The organism is bacterium, from assembly GCA_008933615.1.
In the GTDB taxonomy this organism is placed as follows: Bacteria; CLD3; CLD3; order SB21; family SB21; genus SB21.
Genome location: WBUR01000022.1, coordinates 51,276 through 67,889 on the forward strand (window position 1 = coordinate 51,276; position 16,614 = coordinate 67,889).

General features: G+C 44.8%; 17 protein-coding genes, 1 tRNA gene and 1 riboswitch. Of the genes, 4 read left to right on the forward strand and 14 right to left on the reverse strand.

The features are described from left to right. Positions 1-12: 12 nt before the first annotated feature. The 3 genes from F9K33_09655 to F9K33_09665 form a co-directional block, all read right to left on the reverse strand. Positions 13-576, reverse strand: a complete 564-nt coding sequence (locus F9K33_09655; GenBank protein KAB2879371.1) for a hypothetical protein — start codon at positions 574-576, stop codon at positions 13-15. Positions 577-697: 121 nt separating this feature from the next. Continuing rightward, positions 698-2,947, reverse strand: coding sequence for a TonB-dependent receptor (locus F9K33_09660; GenBank protein ID KAB2879372.1), 2,250 nt, complete (start codon positions 2,945-2,947; stop codon positions 698-700). 213 nt (positions 2,948-3,160) lie between these two features. Continuing rightward, positions 3,161-3,338: riboswitch (cobalamin riboswitch) on the reverse strand. Between the two features lie 62 nt (positions 3,339-3,400). Continuing rightward, positions 3,401-4,462 (reverse strand): PQQ-binding-like beta-propeller repeat protein, encoded by a 1,062-nt coding sequence (locus tag F9K33_09665; GenBank protein KAB2879373.1) that lies wholly within the window; start codon positions 4,460-4,462, stop codon positions 3,401-3,403. Between the two features lie 130 nt (positions 4,463-4,592). Between F9K33_09665 and F9K33_09670 the strand changes: the two genes are divergently transcribed. Together F9K33_09670 and F9K33_09675 are read left to right on the forward strand one after the other, a co-directional pair. Continuing rightward, a complete protein-coding gene (locus F9K33_09670) occupies positions 4,593-5,513 on the forward strand; it encodes a methyltransferase domain-containing protein (protein ID KAB2879374.1) in 921 nt (306 codons plus the stop codon). 162 nt (positions 5,514-5,675) lie between these two features. Beyond that, positions 5,676-5,747 (forward strand) — tRNA-Glu (locus F9K33_09675). Between the two features lie 60 nt (positions 5,748-5,807). Here F9K33_09675 and F9K33_09680 read toward each other — a convergent pair. The 7 genes from F9K33_09680 to F9K33_09710 form a co-directional block, all read right to left on the reverse strand. Continuing rightward, on the reverse strand, positions 5,808-6,119 hold the full coding sequence (locus F9K33_09680) for a DUF559 domain-containing protein (GenBank protein ID KAB2879375.1): 312 nt from the start codon (positions 6,117-6,119) through the stop codon (positions 5,808-5,810). 165 nt (positions 6,120-6,284) lie between these two features. Next, positions 6,285-6,911, reverse strand: a complete 627-nt coding sequence (locus F9K33_09685; GenBank protein KAB2879376.1) for a hypothetical protein — start codon at positions 6,909-6,911, stop codon at positions 6,285-6,287. A 79-nt stretch (positions 6,912-6,990) separates the two neighbouring features. Continuing rightward, positions 6,991-7,632, reverse strand: a complete 642-nt coding sequence (locus tag F9K33_09690; protein KAB2879377.1) for a hypothetical protein — start codon at positions 7,630-7,632, stop codon at positions 6,991-6,993. 514 nt (positions 7,633-8,146) lie between these two features. Further along, positions 8,147-8,863, reverse strand: a complete 717-nt coding sequence (locus tag F9K33_09695; protein KAB2879378.1) for a DUF4386 domain-containing protein — start codon at positions 8,861-8,863, stop codon at positions 8,147-8,149. Positions 8,864-8,929: 66 nt separating this feature from the next. Next, positions 8,930-9,220 carry a hypothetical protein gene (locus F9K33_09700; GenBank protein KAB2879379.1) on the reverse strand — a complete coding sequence of 97 codons (291 nt, stop codon included), beginning with the start codon at positions 9,218-9,220 and terminating at the stop codon, positions 8,930-8,932. Positions 9,221-9,320: 100 nt separating this feature from the next. After that, positions 9,321-10,082 carry a DUF4386 domain-containing protein gene (locus F9K33_09705; protein ID KAB2879380.1) on the reverse strand — a complete coding sequence of 254 codons (762 nt, stop codon included), beginning with the start codon at positions 10,080-10,082 and terminating at the stop codon, positions 9,321-9,323. 46 nt (positions 10,083-10,128) lie between these two features. Further along, positions 10,129-10,995 (reverse strand): tetratricopeptide repeat protein, encoded by an 867-nt coding sequence (locus F9K33_09710; GenBank protein ID KAB2879381.1) that lies wholly within the window; start codon positions 10,993-10,995, stop codon positions 10,129-10,131. A 216-nt stretch (positions 10,996-11,211) separates the two neighbouring features. On the opposite strand from F9K33_09710, the gene F9K33_09715 reads away from it, so the two are divergent. Beyond that, complete coding sequence (locus tag F9K33_09715) at positions 11,212-12,333, forward strand: histidine kinase (protein KAB2879382.1); 1,122 nt, start codon at positions 11,212-11,214, stop codon at positions 12,331-12,333. After that, on the forward strand, positions 12,305-12,988 hold the full coding sequence (locus F9K33_09720) for a response regulator transcription factor (protein KAB2879383.1): 684 nt from the start codon (positions 12,305-12,307) through the stop codon (positions 12,986-12,988). Before F9K33_09715 ends, F9K33_09720 begins: the two co-directional genes overlap by 29 nt. 468 nt (positions 12,989-13,456) lie before the next feature. Here the strand turns inward: F9K33_09720 and F9K33_09725 are convergent, their stop codons facing one another. The 4 genes from F9K33_09725 to F9K33_09740 form a co-directional block, all read right to left on the reverse strand. After that, positions 13,457-14,062, reverse strand: a complete 606-nt coding sequence (locus tag F9K33_09725; protein ID KAB2879384.1) for a hypothetical protein — start codon at positions 14,060-14,062, stop codon at positions 13,457-13,459. Positions 14,063-14,147: 85 nt separating this feature from the next. Next, positions 14,148-15,152: a hypothetical protein gene (locus tag F9K33_09730; protein KAB2879385.1), complete on the reverse strand. Its 1,005-nt coding sequence runs from the start codon at positions 15,150-15,152 to the stop codon at positions 14,148-14,150. Positions 15,153-15,205: 53 nt separating this feature from the next. Beyond that, on the reverse strand, positions 15,206-16,132 hold the full coding sequence (locus F9K33_09735) for a 2-dehydropantoate 2-reductase (GenBank protein KAB2879386.1): 927 nt from the start codon (positions 16,130-16,132) through the stop codon (positions 15,206-15,208). Beyond that, a complete protein-coding gene (locus tag F9K33_09740; GenBank protein KAB2879387.1) occupies positions 16,129-16,614 on the reverse strand; it encodes a dihydrodipicolinate synthase family protein in 486 nt (161 codons plus the stop codon). Before F9K33_09740 ends, F9K33_09735 begins: the two co-directional genes overlap by 4 nt.

Consider the following 16,614-nt stretch of genomic DNA (forward strand, 5'->3'; position numbering starts at 1 on the left):
AGGATTACATGTTTATTTTGCAACGATAACTGCCGATTTTTTTAACGATCGTGAAACAAACCAGGAAATCAATTCATATGAAATTACAAATATGCTGACGAAGAACATATCCCCGGCAAGTGAGTTTCTGAAAAACGGCAACGCCATGACATAACTCTGAATCAGGCCGCTCAGGTCTTTGGTGTATAAGCCGAGCGTCAGCCATGATCCGAAATTAGTCACAATATAAAAAATAAGAGAGGAACCAAGTGTGCCCGACACCAGCGACGCCGTAAATGCCGCTTTATTTTTTCGGCGCGTGCCGATCCAGATGCCGATTAGAACGGCCAGCAATATCGACCCGTACACAAACGGCATATCGAATAAACTAAATCCTAAAAATATATCCGCGATCGCCATCGATGCGATCGGCAGTATGAAAGCCCATTTCTTATTCAGGTATATACCGCCAAATATCGCCGTCGCCGACACCGGGACAAAATTCCATGGATGCGGTAACAAACGGCACATAGCGATCATCAGCACAGCGAAAATGGTGGGCATCGAATTGGCCATTTGTTCTTTTGTTGGTTTCATAACGGCACTCCTCTTTTTTTATCTGTTAATTGAATATTAATTCAAGATGGGTTTATGAATATAAAACATTAATCCTTTACTGTCAATGTGGCTTAGCGTCATTTTTGATACATTCGTTCGCTTAGAGTAAATAGCGGAAACTTATCAGAATACCTCGGCCTCGATTTCTAAAGCCGCGAATTTCGGTTGCCTTTTCATCAAAGATATTTTCAACTTTAAAATTGACGATCCATTGCGTGCTCAGCGTAAATCGCGCCGACGCATCCACGCTCCAGTAACTTTTCAGAGGCGTGTAAGCAAGAGCTCCGTAGGGGCCGAGCGTTTGATCATAAAAGACATCCCGCCGCATTCCCGTGTACTGTGCATTACCTGTCAATGTGACGTTGCTTTTTACATGGTACGTTACGCCCAGATTTCCCGTATGCGGTCTCCGTATGAGTTTCGAAGTCTTAATTCCCTGCGTCAGAAACGCTCCGTTAGAATACAGTTGAACATGGTTACCTTGGGTCTGCGCCACATCGATCTTATCCGCGTCATAATTCAAGTGCCCCCGAATCAATGCACCATTACCGAAGAGGATCAGTTTAGAATTGAGCCGCGCATGGAAACCGGCTTCTATGCCCCGTATGATCTGATCGCCAATATTCAAGTACGTATCGCCGCGATAGTCGTCACGAAAGAAGTCAGTCCCCAGCGAATCAATTGAGACATTTTTATCCCATAAATACACGTAATCAATATAATTTTTTACTTTGGTGTAGAACCACGATATGGAAAATCGTACATCGTCCAGTGTTTGTTTAAAACCTAATTCATATGAAACGGACGTCTCCGGTTTTAAATTTTTATTCCCTCTTTGAATGTCCGATGTATAATACGTTTCCGGCGTGAATAAACGATACAAAGACGGCGCGTTGAATCCCGTGGCATACGAAGCGAAGATCAGGGAACGTTCCGTTAAACGGTAAGAAGGATTAATTTCATACGTAAAATTATTACCGTACGAACTGTGACGATTCACTCGTCCGCCCAAGCCGACGGCATATCTGCTCAAGTTGTCGTTGATCACTTTCCCCGGTATATCCACATGAACATATCCGTTATAAATCACAGAATGGATATCAAAGGAATCCAAACTTGCCGTACTGCTATATGAAAAAAATGGATCCGTGTAAAGAAGAAAAGTGTTTGCCGTCATGGTTTCTTTATAAGTTCCCATCCCTGCAACCCATTGGATCCCATGCAAATTCAAATTAGCCTGAAATTCATTATTACTTAAAGTTCCCGCATAATCACCTTTAAAATAACTGTGATTTGAATTCCCCATATTATCTACGAAATTAGAGTCGTTAACTGCATTTCGGGCCGTTGAAGAATATTCTCCCATATAACTAAAACTCAATTGTTCATTCAAACGGTAAGCTGCGCCGTAGCTAAGCAGTTTTCGGTTGAAATCTATCGTATAGTTTGGGTCGTCAACAAAAGCACCCACGTCCAGGTTGCTCTTTTGGGCTGCATTTTTGTACGAGGCGAAAATATCCCATTTTTCATTTTTATACCCTATTTTGCCAATCAAGTCCAATTTTCTAAATCCGTCGTTATCAAAATGTTTATACGCGCCTTGCTGCGTAACGGTGTCCACTGCGGCGTTGATGCCATTTACTTTTGTATGAACTACTTCCCCGTTAGCGTAAAAACCGTTTGAAAAAGTATAGTTCACATACGCGTTTGGGCTCAACTCCGAAGTTCTTTTGCCGAAATAACCCGTTTGAATACCGGCATCGACGTTGAGCCCGGGGGAATTATTTTTCTTTGTAATAATATTAATTACACCGCCGATGGCGGCTGAGCCGTACAGCGTACTATGGGCGCCTCTGACCATTTCAATTCTTTCAATATTCGCTAATGACAATTCCGATATATCGGCTGCATTGTCTACGCTGGATGGATCGGTCACGCGCATGCCGTCCAACATCACGACGGTATGGTTGCTGTTCGCGCCGCGCATGGAAATGGTCTGAATTGAGCCTTGCGTTTGTTTTGTTCCGACCATATAAATTCCCGCCTGCTGTTCCAGTAATTCGCCGATATTACGATAGGAGGAATTCTTTATTTGCGCTTCCGTGATAACGGTTACGCTTCTCCCGATATTGGCTGCGTCTTCCGCGTTGCGAGTGGCGGTCACAATAATTCGATCAAGCACATAATTTTTCAAGCTGTCATTCTGAGACCAGACCGAATCCCCGGACAGGAACAGAAAGCCAATTGCCAGCGGCCCAACAAATCCATTTTTCATCTTCACTCCTGTTAATAATAATATTGAACTACACAATAAAAAAACGCGCTTATCGGGTTTACTCACATACGTCATGGTGAGCCCTTCGGCGGGGCTCAGGACAAGTTTGTCGAACCATGACCAAGTTTAGTAAAATCAGTCTTCCACTTCGCTCAGACTGAAGGGTTCTCTTCCATTTGTGAGCCAACCCGATAAGCACATAAAAAAATCCTCATTCCGAAAGGGAATGAGGATTAAATTTAAATAGAATAGTTGTCTATTTGTTTTTAACACCCGCCTTCCCTCGAGGACTGTTAATACAGTTTAGGCAGGTCTCCTGACTTACGAGTTACCGGTCACCTTCCCGCCAGCCGGAGGCTGACAGTGGATTTCAAATCTCGTTTACAGTTGCGGGGCAGTTCACGAATTTAACGTGATTCCCTTTTCATCACGCCGGAGGCGTGACACCTAAACTAAAATTACAAAGAACGATACGCCCGTCAATATAGATTGGAAGAGAGCATTTGTCAAGAAATTTTAAATATTTTATTATTTTTCACTTTTGTACACATCAGCAGAATCGGCCGCCGGCTTGTTTTGCAGCAGATAATCCAGGCTCCAAACGATGATGGATCCGTCGCCTCCGGTCGAGACGAAATGCCTTCCGTCCGGGAATACATCCATGCTCCATGCGCCGAGATGATGCGCTTTCCGGATTTCGGTCAGCCTTGCATAATCGCTCGTTCGCCACAATACGATACTCCCGCTCATATCCCCTGTCACAAAATACTGATCGTCGGATAAAGAGACCATGCACTTAATCTCGTCTTCATACGATACGATCGTATCCGTACGATCGGTTGTCCGGTTCCATACATGCAAATCACCGGCGCCGGCGGTAATGATCTTATTCGCATCGGGCGACAGGAGGCAAGCATTGATCGCGTCGGCTTCGGGGAAATTCTTGATCTCGTGGCCTGCTTTCAAATCCCATACTTTGACATTTTTATCCCACCCGACGGAAACGATCTTCGAAGCGTCGTTGGTAAAACAAATTGCCGTCACGGCGTCTACGTGTCCGTACGGCGCGGCAACATCGGCCGCGTGTCCTGAAAAATAATGAAGCTGTTTGCCCGTCTGCGTTTCGTAAAAGGCGATGCTGAAGTGATTTGCAACGACGATACTTTTGCCGTCGGCGGCAAATTTGACCAGCTGAATATTATTCGTCTGTCCTTTTTTTCCCCACACTTCAGCTTTGGTCTGCATATCATACACTACGACCTGCGCAGTATTTTGCGTATTGTCGCCGCACGTAGCTGCAAAATATTTTCCATCCGGCGAGATCGCCGCAGATAAAACTGCGTCGGGCTGTTCATCCGACACCCAAACGCTTTCTCCGTTGGCCGCATTCAGAATCCTTATTTTTTTATCTTCCCCGCCGATAATAAGCCATTTTCCGTCCAATGAAACACTGACGGAATTAATACTTTTTTTATTGATCACAGCATACGTTTTTGGGGCTTCGGCCGTTTTATTCTTTGCCGTGTCCGAGGAACAGGCGGCGCAGATCATGCAGACGGTGGCGATACATAGCAACGGTTTCATAAACATTATCTCCGGATAATACAAGTGCGCATGAAAATATTTTCGTGCTTTTTTGATTGAATAAAGTTAACTTACCGAGATTCAAAAATTAAATCAAGCTTTAAACAACGTAAAATTTCAGCGATCGGAAGAATGTATGGCCGTGAGAAAAAAGCCTAAACCCAAAAAGCATGTATCCGTTAAGAAAATTGTCCGAAAAAGTGCGCAGGGTAATAAACGCGTTCCAACAAAGAAAACGACAAAGAAAAGATCAACCCCCCGCTACGTCAGCCGCAATGTGCCGCAAATCGAAAATTTGTTGTCTGAAATCGAATACGGCGAATCTATTGCCCAATATTTTGACATCCTCTATCCCGAAGAAGTGTTAACGCGCGTTCAGGCTGCATTCTATGAAATGATCCTTAAAAAGTATAACGTCAAGTCCGCGTGCGATCTCGCCTGCCGGACAGGGCAAACGCTGAAACTGCTGAACAAACTCGGCATCAAAAAATTAGCCGGCGTGGATGTAAGTCCTGCTATGATCGCACGTTGTAAAAAGAAACTTCCCAAAAGCGTTCCGCTTTTCATCAACGATGTATATTTAGCGCCGATGTCCGTGGGCGAAGTAAAATACGATCTGGTGATCTGCACCAAAGATTCCCTCCCGATGGTGTTGGACGATGAAGCGCTGATGAATTTTTTTGCACAGGCGCGTGAACTCTTGACCGATCAAGGCGTTCTGATCGTGGAAATGTGGAATTACGAAAAAATATGGAGAAATAAGGAACGATTCATGCCCGTGATGGACCGGTGCACCAAAAAAGAGTCCAGGCTTTTCTTTCTGGAAAACGATTTTCATCAGGAACTGCTCGTGCGTAACCTGGTTCGCCTGGAGAAGGATAAGAATGAATGGAGCCTGCGGGCTCTCTCTATTCCCGCAAGGCCGGTCACCCGCAACGAAGTGGAATTTTTTGTGAAGGAAGCGCAATTCTCCAAATGGGGATTTTTAGGTTCTTATGGCGGCGGCCCGTACGTGCCGCAAGAGTCGATGTACACGATCCTGATTGCAACAAAGTAAGGAAAATTCGCCACAGAGAACACCGAGATACATGCTGTTGGTTTTATTTCCGATTCCTAAGTCATCGCTAAATTTTTAAAAAATATTTTTCTCTGTGAACTCTGTGGCTAACCTTGACAAAACTGATTTAATATACTATATTCGCAACGCCTTTGAATAACTGCCGCGTTCGTCTAACGGTTAGGACGTAGCCCTCTCAAGGCTGTAATACGGGTTCGATTCCCGTACGCGGTACGAAAAATAAAACCCGAATACATGATGTGTTCGGGTTTTTTGTTTGGCTTTGTACTATCATCAAAGCTTCGTTTCTATTTCACTTCTTATGCGATCCAGGATCTTGTCGATGTTTTTATGAACTTCTTCATCTCTGATTCGTAAAAACCTGACTCCGTAAACCTCTATGATTTTCTGCCTCTCTGTATCATACTTCTTTGTTTCTTCCGAGTCATGTGAATAGCCGTCCACTTCGATCGCCAACTTTAGTTCCGGACAATAAAAATCCAGCACAAAAGGACCAACACTATGCTGACGACGAAACTTGAAGCCTTCAATCCCGCGATTTCGCAGGCTTTGCCAAAGCAGCCTTTCGGCGCGTGTCGAGCGCATTCGCAATGCCCGCCGTTTTTTTTTGAGTATTTTGATTGAATATTTTATTCATTGGGTTCTCTCCAACCTCACCCTGTCCCTCTCCTCGATGAGGAGAGGGAACGTACTATCTGAGTCAGTACGTCCCCTTCTCCTTTTCAAGGAGAAGGGACAGGGATGAGGTTGCTACACCAACTCCCCTTTAAACGCCCTCTGCATCAAACTCTGAAACAAATTCTCCAATTCCTGCTCCGTTGCGCGCTGCTTCGCGCGCATAGCTTCGACTTTCTCGACCAGCGCGGCGAATTTATACTGTAAAGAGAGAGGAGGAAGCAAAATTGGTATTTGACTAAGATTCTTGTAATAAATAGCAAATACACTAATCGTTCCTGATTTAATTGCCTCAAGTTCAAACTGAATCTTATTGGTTTGGAACAAATGATTCACATAGTCAGGCACCGTTTTAGTATTGAAAAGGATTCGCATGATGTTGTTATTGTATAGATGGATTCCATTTTCTCTATACACTGCGGTTTTTCCAACAAGCTCTCGTGAATTACGAGTGTTGAAAAGAAAATCACCTTTCTTTAGGCAATAAGCTGCTGCTTCCTTCTCTGTAGCATCAACGTAAACCATTTTGGTAAGGTCAAGACGTCCTGTTGAAACGATGTTATTCATTTTGACATAAGGATATTTCAATTCATCATTTTGCTGCGACGAATTTCTAACCAAACCAAGTTGAGTATTGGCAACAATATCTTCGAATCTTATTGTTTCCCACCCCTTCGGATTCGTCACGGGATCGCCGAACATTTCGAGGAAGGCGGACTGGAGGAACTTTTCCGTGAGGTCGATGGTCTGGTGGCGCTTTTCGAGGGCGGCGTCGATCCAACTAAAAATCCCAACAGGCTTGCAGGAATACGTCGATCAAGGCCATGGTTGTGCGGGTCTTGCCCGTTCCCGTGGCCATGACGAGCAGAGCTTTGCGTTTTTTCTTTATTTCAATGGCTTCGCTGATACGGCGAATCGCTTCCGCCTGATAGGCACGGTCGACGATGGTTTGCTTGATCTGGATCGTGTTTAACGGAATGCGGTTTTGTTTGATAAAGAGAAGGCGTTCCAGATTTTCACGTGAGAAGAACCCTGCAACGTGGCGCGGGGCAGATTCTTCGGTATCCCAGAAAAAAGTATCTGTGCCGTTGGCCATGAATGCAAACGGGATGAAGGATTGAGTCTTACCGATCTTGGTTACGTAATCGAGAACTTGTTGCTGTCCTACTCTTGCATCCCGGCTGGTTCGCTTGGCTTCTACGACAGCGAGGACTTCGCCGTTGGCCCGGTATAAACAGTAGTCGGTGATGCCTTCGTGAACCTCACCAGACAGGGAGTGGTCCACCGGAATCTCAAACCCAACCTGCGAACGGTCGGACAGATTCCATCCGGCTTTTTTGAGATCGGGATCGATCAGGGAATAACGCGTTTCTTGTTCTGAGACTTTTCTGGGAGACACGGCTTGGCTCCACGATAGGTTCATCCACAAATGCTAACGGAAAAAATTAGCAATATTTGGGGGAATACGCAAGGGGAAATTCAGGATCAACTATGAGGCAATACTTTCCCTGGTCTGGTTCCATGGTTTGTCAAATAGCTACTTCGAGCTAAGCCTTGAAACTCAATTCGCAGACTTGATTCCTTAATGCCGAGGGGCGGTTCCTTTCCGCGCAGGTTTGGTTCCTTAATGCCAAAGTTTGGCATTAAGCGCGCAGATGCGGGTGCTTAATGCCGAGGGGCGGTTCCTTTCCGCGCAGGGTTGGTTCCTTAATGCCAAAGTTTGGCACTGAGTGCGCAGATGCGGGTGCTTAATGCCGAGACTCGGTTCCTTTCCGCGCAGGGTTGGTTCCTTAATGCCAAAGTTTGGCATTGAGTGCACAGATGCGGGTGCTTAATGCCGAGGTGTGGAATTGAGTGCTGGGGTTTGAGAAATCCCCCGCGCTTCGCACGCTATCTGCGGCAGTAGAAATTACTGAAGCGTCGGGGGGTTTTCATTCTTATTGCACAGGTACGCTATTCACTGTTTTCTCTTTTGCGCCCATGATCAAAAGCCACAACATAAACGCAACTTCTCCAAGTTCGATAGGCAAGGCAACCGGGCTGTTTAAAACCATATCCCGGTATTGAGGCATCATGATATCTGTGAAACTCAAGGCCAGATAAAACAATCCGGTGAGCGCTAACCACACCCCAAGAAAATGCGGCAGAAAACGGGATCTGTAAACAAGGATCGCTAAAGGAATGAGCCAAAGCCCCCAGAACGCTTCTAATATGATAACTACGTAGTCATTAATTTTAAGAAAAAGCATTGCCAGATCTTGTCGTTGAGCAAGCTCGAATGTTTTTAATATTTCGCCCTTAAAGCTCATGAGCGAGGCAATATTGAGTGCCTCCATAATAAAAATGTTTGGAATTTGCACCATGACCAATGCAACTAAAAGTTTAGCCTGGAACTTGTCGACCGGTTTGAACAATCGGTAAAAAACCAATACCATAATGACCCAAAGGGTCCCGCTGAAAATATCATTGACAATGCTGGCCCGAAATAAGAATTCATTGGATAAGATATTCTGGGCCGTAGCAGCCGCATCGCCCTTCATATTGATCTGTGAAGGTACGTAAAACATGGCAAAGAGCCCTGTTATGATCCAAATAAGATACAGCAGACCGGCAAACCTTGCCGTGTTTTTGAGTGAAGTCGAATTCATTTCCATACGATTAGCCCTCTCATTTTTTTCGTGACGTGCGATAATATCTATTTTTGGCTGCCACAGACTTATCTATCTCCATCGATCTCCAGGCCTCTTCACATAATTTGCGATAACATAACGCCAGGGAATCACGAACGGAATGATGACTACCATCAAGCATTCTTTGGCCGACGCTGCTGTCTCCGCGCTTAATTGATCGCCCAGCCACAGCGGGAGCGCAACTCCGGTTAACCATATCGTCTTCCAAACCAGTTCGAAGAAAAGCAAAGGTAACATTTGCAGCGGATACCGAATCCCCAAAGCCGCCAGAAGCGCCATGGCAAACAGCAAACTGCTGCCGACGCCATGCCAAAAGGTCAAGGCGTATGCCTGGTTGATTGCCGGCCATTGGATGACTCCTTGCCCCACGAACATCAGCAGATAAAGAGCTCTCATCAGATACAGTCGGAATGTTGATACTTCAGGCATGGTCTGATCCCCTTTCTGCAACTTGTTTTTGCGATGCCTTTTCGCGCCACTTTTGAATATTCACGCCCTTCACGATCATCCACAGGCTCATGGAAGATTCTCCAATAAAGGCGGGAAGCAGACTATACGGAAAAAGAAGCGCGAGTAAAGGAGGAAACAGAAACATGGCAAGGCTATTGCTCAGATAGCCTATGCCTGCCAGGGTATAAATAAAGCCCAGAATTCGAGGAAGAAAAGTTGATTTATAAACCAGGTATCCGATAATTGGAAAATAAAAAGCGAACAATAAAAGGCTGATGCCATACCCTTGTGATTGCAAATTGAGAAAAAATAGCGAAAGCGTCTGTAACTGCTCCGGTGTAAATGCTTTTAAGTAAACGGCCTTATGCAAGAGCAGCAAAGGCGCAAGCTGGTTGAGCAGGTTGACAGCCATGACTGCGCTCCCTAATATGGAAAATATTAAAGCAAGCAGAGACAGATTCTTATTCACTCTTTTGAACATGACATAGAAAATGAGTGACAAAAAAGTACCGGAGATAAGACAGACAAGATCGGCTACAAAACCAAAACGAAACATCAGTTCGGACGACAGAATATTCTGCGCCGTAGCCGCCGCATCACGCGATACGGTGAGCCCTTCCCTGACGAATACTTCGGCGAACCCGCCGGCGATTATCATGACCAGGTATAGGACTCCGCAGATCCTTGCATAAAATTGCGGTGAAGTTTCAATGGATTTAATCTCTGTGGTCATTTGAACTGCTCCTGTGATTGATTGTTAAAAAAAAACTCTTGATGATCTACTTAGAAACCCGCTCCAACCCCTCCTTGGCTTCTTTCAAACGGCCATCCGATCTTAATGCGATCTCATAAAGCCTTTTTGCTTCAACTTTATTTCCCATCTTCTCTTTGATCTGAGCAAGCCGCATGTTAGCGCCTGCATGAGAAGGCTCGCCCGTTTGAGGCGTGTGTGTCAGATATTTCTTTAAACATTCTTCCCCGCGCTCCAGTCTTTGGCCGGACAATGCGCTCGCTTTCCCAACTTGATAAATGGAAACATAGCCTTCAGGGTTTTCCTTGAGCGATTCTTCAAAAAGAAGAAGGGCCTTTTCATAATTCTTCTCCAACATAAAGATTTCGCCCATCTCCCGGTGTCCAATAGCGGGGCTCAATTTAATAAGCTGGTTTGCTATATCCTTTGCTTTGTCTATGCTTCCACCCATAAAGCCGGGCGCTTCTGTATAATACCCGACTAGTGAAATACGCGCATCAATGTTTTTGTCGTCAAGAGTAGCAGCCTTTTCCCATGCCTTTCTTATTTTGGGCGCCAGCATTGCGCCTGTCAACGGGTTTGAAACCAGCGCTCTGTTTCTATACGCATTCCCCAACCAGTGATGGTAGTCAGCCACTTTATCATTGGTATCAATTGCTTCATTAAATAGATCCGCCGCCTCTTCATATTCCTTTTCCTCATAAGCAACCCTACCAAGGTAATACTGTGCGTCCGCGAAAGCCGGGTCTTCCTTGTCAATCGATGCAAGTATATTTTTTACCCGGTCATATTTCCTCTGCTCAAAAGAAGTTTTGGCCTGCTCAATCTTAGTTTGGCCAAACGCACTAATCGTTAGTACTAAAAAAGCACAGCCCATCTGGATTATTTTATTCATGATTTTAAGTTTACTCCCCTATTTATTGATCAAATTAATTCACAACTGTTCGACACTTTAAGAGTTTGGATCACCTGCACAGCAATGAGATACGCAAAAATAATCATTTGTATACGCAAAATAGCTTCACCGCCTACAGACTACCGCTTTGAGTCAACGAACAACATGTTTAGACCTATTAATAAATTTGATTGTGTCGGCGTGATGAAGTAATTTATGAGCGCATGCCCCAGGACGGTTCATCTGAGGATCATTCATTTTATGGTAAATAATATTTCAAGTAGTGCGGCAAGAAGAGAGCCCTTTGTTTTTTATCTGTGGGCAGGGGTCGTCTATTTCGGGCTGATGTTGCTGTTTGATGTAACAAATCATCTTGATACGTTCTTCCTTAGAACTATCAATTCACTATGGCTTACAGCTTATATCCTCGGCTTATACTATTTTCTGTTTGAGTATTGTCTTCCCTACGTCAGGTTTACGCTTGCCGGAATTGTCATGTCACTATTAACATTGTTTCTTTGGTTTCTGTTAATTTCATTGGGACTTTTTTATTGGAGGTATTTTGGAATATGGATCGGATTATATTCGCCCTATCTGGAATACATTTCCGTCATGGCCGGAGTTTACAATCAGTTCCAAAATAATGCCTTCTCGATCGCATTTTTTGGAATCGCTAAGCACTTATCGACTCATTACCGATTAAGGCTCTTAACGCAACAGCTGCACATTGAGAAGCAGCAGGCCGAACTTAATTTCATTAAGGCTCAAACCAATCCCCATTTCTTATTCAATACGCTTAATAACATATACTCCTTGGCACGTGACAAGTCCACTTTGGCATCCGAATCTATCTTGCGGCTATCAAAGATTCTTCGCTATATGATTTATGAAGCCACGGTCGAATTAATCGATATTGAAAAAGAAATCAATATCATTGAAGACTATATAGCTCTTGAGAGATTACGCTACGATAATACATTAAGGATCATCTTTAAACATACGGTGGACAGGAATCATTCTATTCCGCCATTGCTTTTAATTCCGCTTGTTGAGAATGCTTTTAAGCACGGCGCTTCCCAATCGACCGCAGAGCCGCGCGTAAGCGTTAATCTTTCTGTCAAGCTAGGTAAACTGGAATTCAAAGTTGAGAATTCTATTGAGGAGGACGTAGATAATCCTTCCGGCAAAGAGAATATTGGTCACCAGAATCTAAAGCGGCAATTAGAATTGTTGTTTACGGATTATGAATTTTCAGTGGAGAAAAATAACAACGTATATACGGCCCTATTAAGGATAAATTTAAACAGTTATGTCTCAAATAAGCTGCATCATCGTTGAAGACGAACCGTTGGCGGTAAAGATTTTGACAGACTACGTTCGTCAAGTCCCTTTCCTGGCGCTCAAAGGAACATTTAAGAACGCCTTGTTGGCAATTGATTTTCTGAAGAATCACAAAATAGATCTGATTCTTTTGGACATACATTTACCTAAGATGAAGGGATTTCAGTTTCTGAAAACTTTGCCTTCACCGCCCTCAGTGATTGTGACCACAGCTTACCATCAATATGCGATCGAAGGATTTGATCTCAATGTTACTGATTATTTACTAAAGCCTTTTGAATTTGAACGATTTGTGAAAGCCGTAAATAAAGTAAAAGGAAAGCTGGAGACCGCAGGCAATCCTGGAACGACCGGGGATTATTTCTTTCTCACTGTTAGTAAAAAGAAAGTTAAGTTAGCCTTTGTGGACATTGTTTACGTTGAAAGTCAAAGGGAATATGTTAAAGTAGTTACCCATGAAAAGGCTTACCTATCAAAAATCAGTACTCATGAGATAGAGAAGCTTCTCCCTGCCAACCTCTTCAAGCGTGTTCACCGTTCTTATATTATCTCAACAAAATGGATAAAGTCTTATACTTTTGATCAGGTAGACGTGGATGGCGTTTCAATCCCCATCGGAAGAAATTATAAACATGTTACCGATGAGTTTTAAAATCCGATGGCTCTTCCCTGAGTACAATCGACATTTCTACTTGCAAATCTGCCTATCTGAACGCTGAAACGTCTGCTCAACTCGTGCAATTTCTTGAAGTCCGCGATAAATAGATTCGATATTTTCAACCCTATCCCTTCTCCTCGGCCATTATTAATATCAATTCATTGGCCAACACCTTTTAGGATAACCCCGGACAAGTTCCTTCGTTCCGCGATTTCAAACCCATAAGGTTTATCGGATCAAATTCCATCCGTAAATCATTCTATCAACCCGCCATCGGAGGCAGAAAACCGGATCTATTCTGGTAAACCTTATAGGTTTAATGCGCGGACCATTCCGCGTAGGGTCGGTTCCTTAATGCCGAAGTTTGACATTAAGCACTCGGGCATGTACTGTCGTATTTAGTACATACCCTCTTTTTGTAAAAAAATAGAAAAAGCGAGGCGCAAATTCATGGCCAGAGCGCTACATGTCGTCCGCCGTTGGGCCGTACATACCCGGAACGCGCGCATCCAGGATGCGGAGTAATGTCCCGATCTGCGCACGATGATGTATTTCATGACAAACCCACGCCTGCGCCATTTCGATTCCCGTCGGATTCCACATGACCTTGCCGTTCATCTCAAAAGGATACTTCTTCGTTAAATTGGCTGGACGGACATTTTTGGCGACTGCTTTGAATTCTTCGACAGCTTTATTGTAATGTGCCAGGATCTCGGTGGTCGTGTTAATTGTCGATACATTACCAAAGGTCAACTTCCCGGTCTTCAGCGTCTCAGCCAGTCCTAGGATCGAATCCCCCAAATGCGTCGCCAATTCTCCGGGCGTACGGAATTTAGGATGAACTTTTCTCCCGAGTAACTCGTTTGGAACCGCGCCGATCATGCGCACGGACGCCTGCGATTCCTGCGTATACCATCCCACCAGCCCTGCCAGAGGATTGGCAGACACTGCTTTCTTCGCCTTCTGTTTGCTAACGGTTTTTTTTACTTTCTTAACCGCCTTTTTCGCCTTGGGTTTGCTGACCTTTTTTGCTTTCTTGGCCGTTTTCTTCTTAGCTTTTTTTGCCATGGATCGATCTCCTTTTTGTTTTAGGTTTAGGGAATAGGTTATTTTATAGAATTATTAGGATATTCTAAAGTCTTTTGTTTATTCCTCAATCCTTGACACAGCGCACGTAATATGAACTATATTCATTGCTGTCGCTGTAAAGCCCCAGGCTGCGTTCACTGCCGTGTACTTCGAGAACCCATCCGCGTTCGGGTCCTGCGTTGTCCCACAGCCAGATTCCTGCATACCAACCAACGCCATCGAAATTACCAAGGCTTCCGCGCGAACCTCCGAGCAAAATATCAAAGCCCGACTTTCCTTCTTCAATCAAAGCGTCAAACGCTTCCCGCCCCGGGCCGCCATAATTATTCAACAGCATTTCCCATTCCTGCTGTGTGGGCAAGTGCCATCCCGGCGGCGCAACAATCTTCGCATGTTCCCAGTCGTACAACCGCCCGTATTTTTCACATGTAGCCGCCTCGTTATCGTAACACCACGATGAATCCGTGCGATAATTCAAATTCTCCGCCATCCAAGTCTGCAAACCGATCTTTACCGTTTTATATTTTTTCCCGTCGCGCGGGTCTGTGAAACTTCCGAGGCCGGAATTCTTAGGTTCGTCCGGAGCCTTAATTCCCGCAAAAGCATTTCCTACAACGGCCATGGCTGAAAAAAGCCCGTCGATCTTTCCTTCGTGATCCCGCGTTTCAGATAACAGTATCTGCCCCGTCGATACGTCGATGATCCTAAGATCGACGGAGTATGTGTTACCCAACTTACCGATATCACCGGCGACCATAATTTCCACACCGAGCAGTTGCCCCACCTGAACAGCGCATTCGGAGGAATTACAATTATCGGACATCACGAAATTCTGTTCCTTCAGAATATCGGACATCTTTCCCCGCTCCAGCACGGTAAAAGCATTCGTCTTCACCAGTATTGAGCGGAACCGGTTGGATAAAGTAATCAGTTCGTCTTTTCCAATTTCCTTGCTGGAGGAATTAAATTCAAGTACGGCAACGGTTTTCTTTTTGATTTGCGCGTGGGTAAAATACGGCGTCTGCGTCGCAACGGCAAACGTCAGCAAGCACAGGAATAACGGTCTCATAGCGTATTATCTCCAATATGAATTCAGTGGGCTGCCTTTTTATGTCGTTTCTATTAACCAATCTCATTACATATTTTTTTTGTAACTGGCGTAGGAACATTCAACTCACGTCCAAGACGGAGAATGGTTTCACCGAATATATCGCCTTCATTTCGTCCGTGATTCGTTGCGATGTCACGCTGATAGGACGTTTGGGCTTCCGGCTGTAATTTCCCGCCGCGCGCCGTCAGCTTTTCAATAATGTCTGCAGAAAAAGAAAAACCCTTTTTCTCCGCAATGCTTTTAATCTCGGACATAATTTCCATTACGATGATCTTCAGTTCAACATGATCATGAACGTACCGGATCGTCCGCCGCGAATAAGCCGTGACTAATGCATACGCGGCAACAAACATATACTTTTCCCAAATAGCCGGGTAGGGATCGTCTCTGAATTGAAACCGCATATTCGGTACGGCGTTCAAAAACTCGATGATCTCACTCGGAAGACGATCGGGATGCTGCGGGTCTCTGCCGTAAATGACGAGGTCGTTATCGAGATGCCGGACGACTCCAGGCTGTTTTATGAATGCGCCCATATACACACAGCCCGGCAAAACGTAACCCGTTTTGACGATGGTTCTGATCCGTTCATATATATCAACGCCGTTGAGTACCGGAATGATCGTCGTATGCTGATGAACTTTGAATTTAAGCTTTTCACATGCATCCTCAAGGTCATAACTTTTGACGCAGAGAAGACACAAATCCGGGCTGGGAATGTTCGTCAAATCCTCCGTAGCAAGGGTCGGATGCGATACGATCGTTTTATCTCCGGTTTCCAGGATCAGTCCGTTTTTATTTATCTCATCACGATGCGCTCCGCGCGCAATGAAGTAGGTTTTGATGTCAGAATTTTTTTCTGTTGCCTGAACGATCTGACTCCCAATGTATCCACCTACTCCACCGACGCCAAATAGGTAAATCGTTTGAATGCTCACGACAAAGCCATTTGAATATACGTATGCATTTCCATTTTCGCCTTGTCATCCACTTTGAGTAACGGCAGACGAGGGTCGCCGCCAAAATAACTTACTAAATCCATCGCGGCTTTGAGGCCCGCCACGCCGTATTGGGATGTGACGGCTTTGGCAATGGGATTGATATTAAACTGTAAACCGCGCGCCCGGTCAATCTTCCCCTCCCGATACAAACCTAATAAGCGCGTGCACGCCTCGGGCACGACATTCGCCACCGCCAAAATTCCACCCGCCGCACCGAGGCTCAGCGCGGGCAGCAGTACCGGCGCACTGCCGATAAAAATTGGAAAAGATTTTGGAGTAAAAGCGATCAGATCGGCAAAAAGGGTCATATCGCCGGAACTGTCTTTCATCCCTATAATATTTTTATGTTCCGCCAATCGCGCCACCGTCAAGGCTTGCAGGCTTACGCCGGTAAATTGCGGTACGCTATACAGTAGAAT

Coding starts and splice junctions, on each gene's coding strand:
- F9K33_09655 (KAB2879371.1), bottom strand. CDS start 576: ATGAAACCAACAAAAGAACAAATGGCCAATTCGATGCCCACCATTTTC.
- F9K33_09660 (KAB2879372.1), bottom strand. CDS start 2,947: ATGACGTATGTGAGTAAACCCGATAAGCGCGTTTTTTTATTGTGTAGT.
- F9K33_09665 (KAB2879373.1), bottom strand. CDS start 4,462: ATGTTTATGAAACCGTTGCTATGTATCGCCACCGTCTGCATGATCTGC.
- F9K33_09670 (KAB2879374.1), top strand. CDS start 4,593: ATGGCCGTGAGAAAAAAGCCTAAACCCAAAAAGCATGTATCCGTTAAG.
- F9K33_09680 (KAB2879375.1), bottom strand. CDS start 6,119: ATGCGCTCGACACGCGCCGAAAGGCTGCTTTGGCAAAGCCTGCGAAAT.
- F9K33_09685 (KAB2879376.1), bottom strand. CDS start 6,911: ATGTTCGGCGATCCCGTGACGAATCCGAAGGGGTGGGAAACAATAAGA.
- F9K33_09690 (KAB2879377.1), bottom strand. CDS start 7,632: ATGAACCTATCGTGGAGCCAAGCCGTGTCTCCCAGAAAAGTCTCAGAA.
- F9K33_09695 (KAB2879378.1), bottom strand. CDS start 8,863: ATGGAAATGAATTCGACTTCACTCAAAAACACGGCAAGGTTTGCCGGT.
- F9K33_09705 (KAB2879380.1), bottom strand. CDS start 10,082: ATGACCACAGAGATTAAATCCATTGAAACTTCACCGCAATTTTATGCA.
- F9K33_09710 (KAB2879381.1), bottom strand. CDS start 10,995: ATGAATAAAATAATCCAGATGGGCTGTGCTTTTTTAGTACTAACGATT.
- F9K33_09715 (KAB2879382.1), top strand. CDS start 11,212: ATGAGCGCATGCCCCAGGACGGTTCATCTGAGGATCATTCATTTTATG.
- F9K33_09720 (KAB2879383.1), top strand. CDS start 12,305: ATGTCTCAAATAAGCTGCATCATCGTTGAAGACGAACCGTTGGCGGTA.
- F9K33_09725 (KAB2879384.1), bottom strand. CDS start 14,062: ATGGCAAAAAAAGCTAAGAAGAAAACGGCCAAGAAAGCAAAAAAGGTC.
- F9K33_09730 (KAB2879385.1), bottom strand. CDS start 15,152: ATGAGACCGTTATTCCTGTGCTTGCTGACGTTTGCCGTTGCGACGCAG.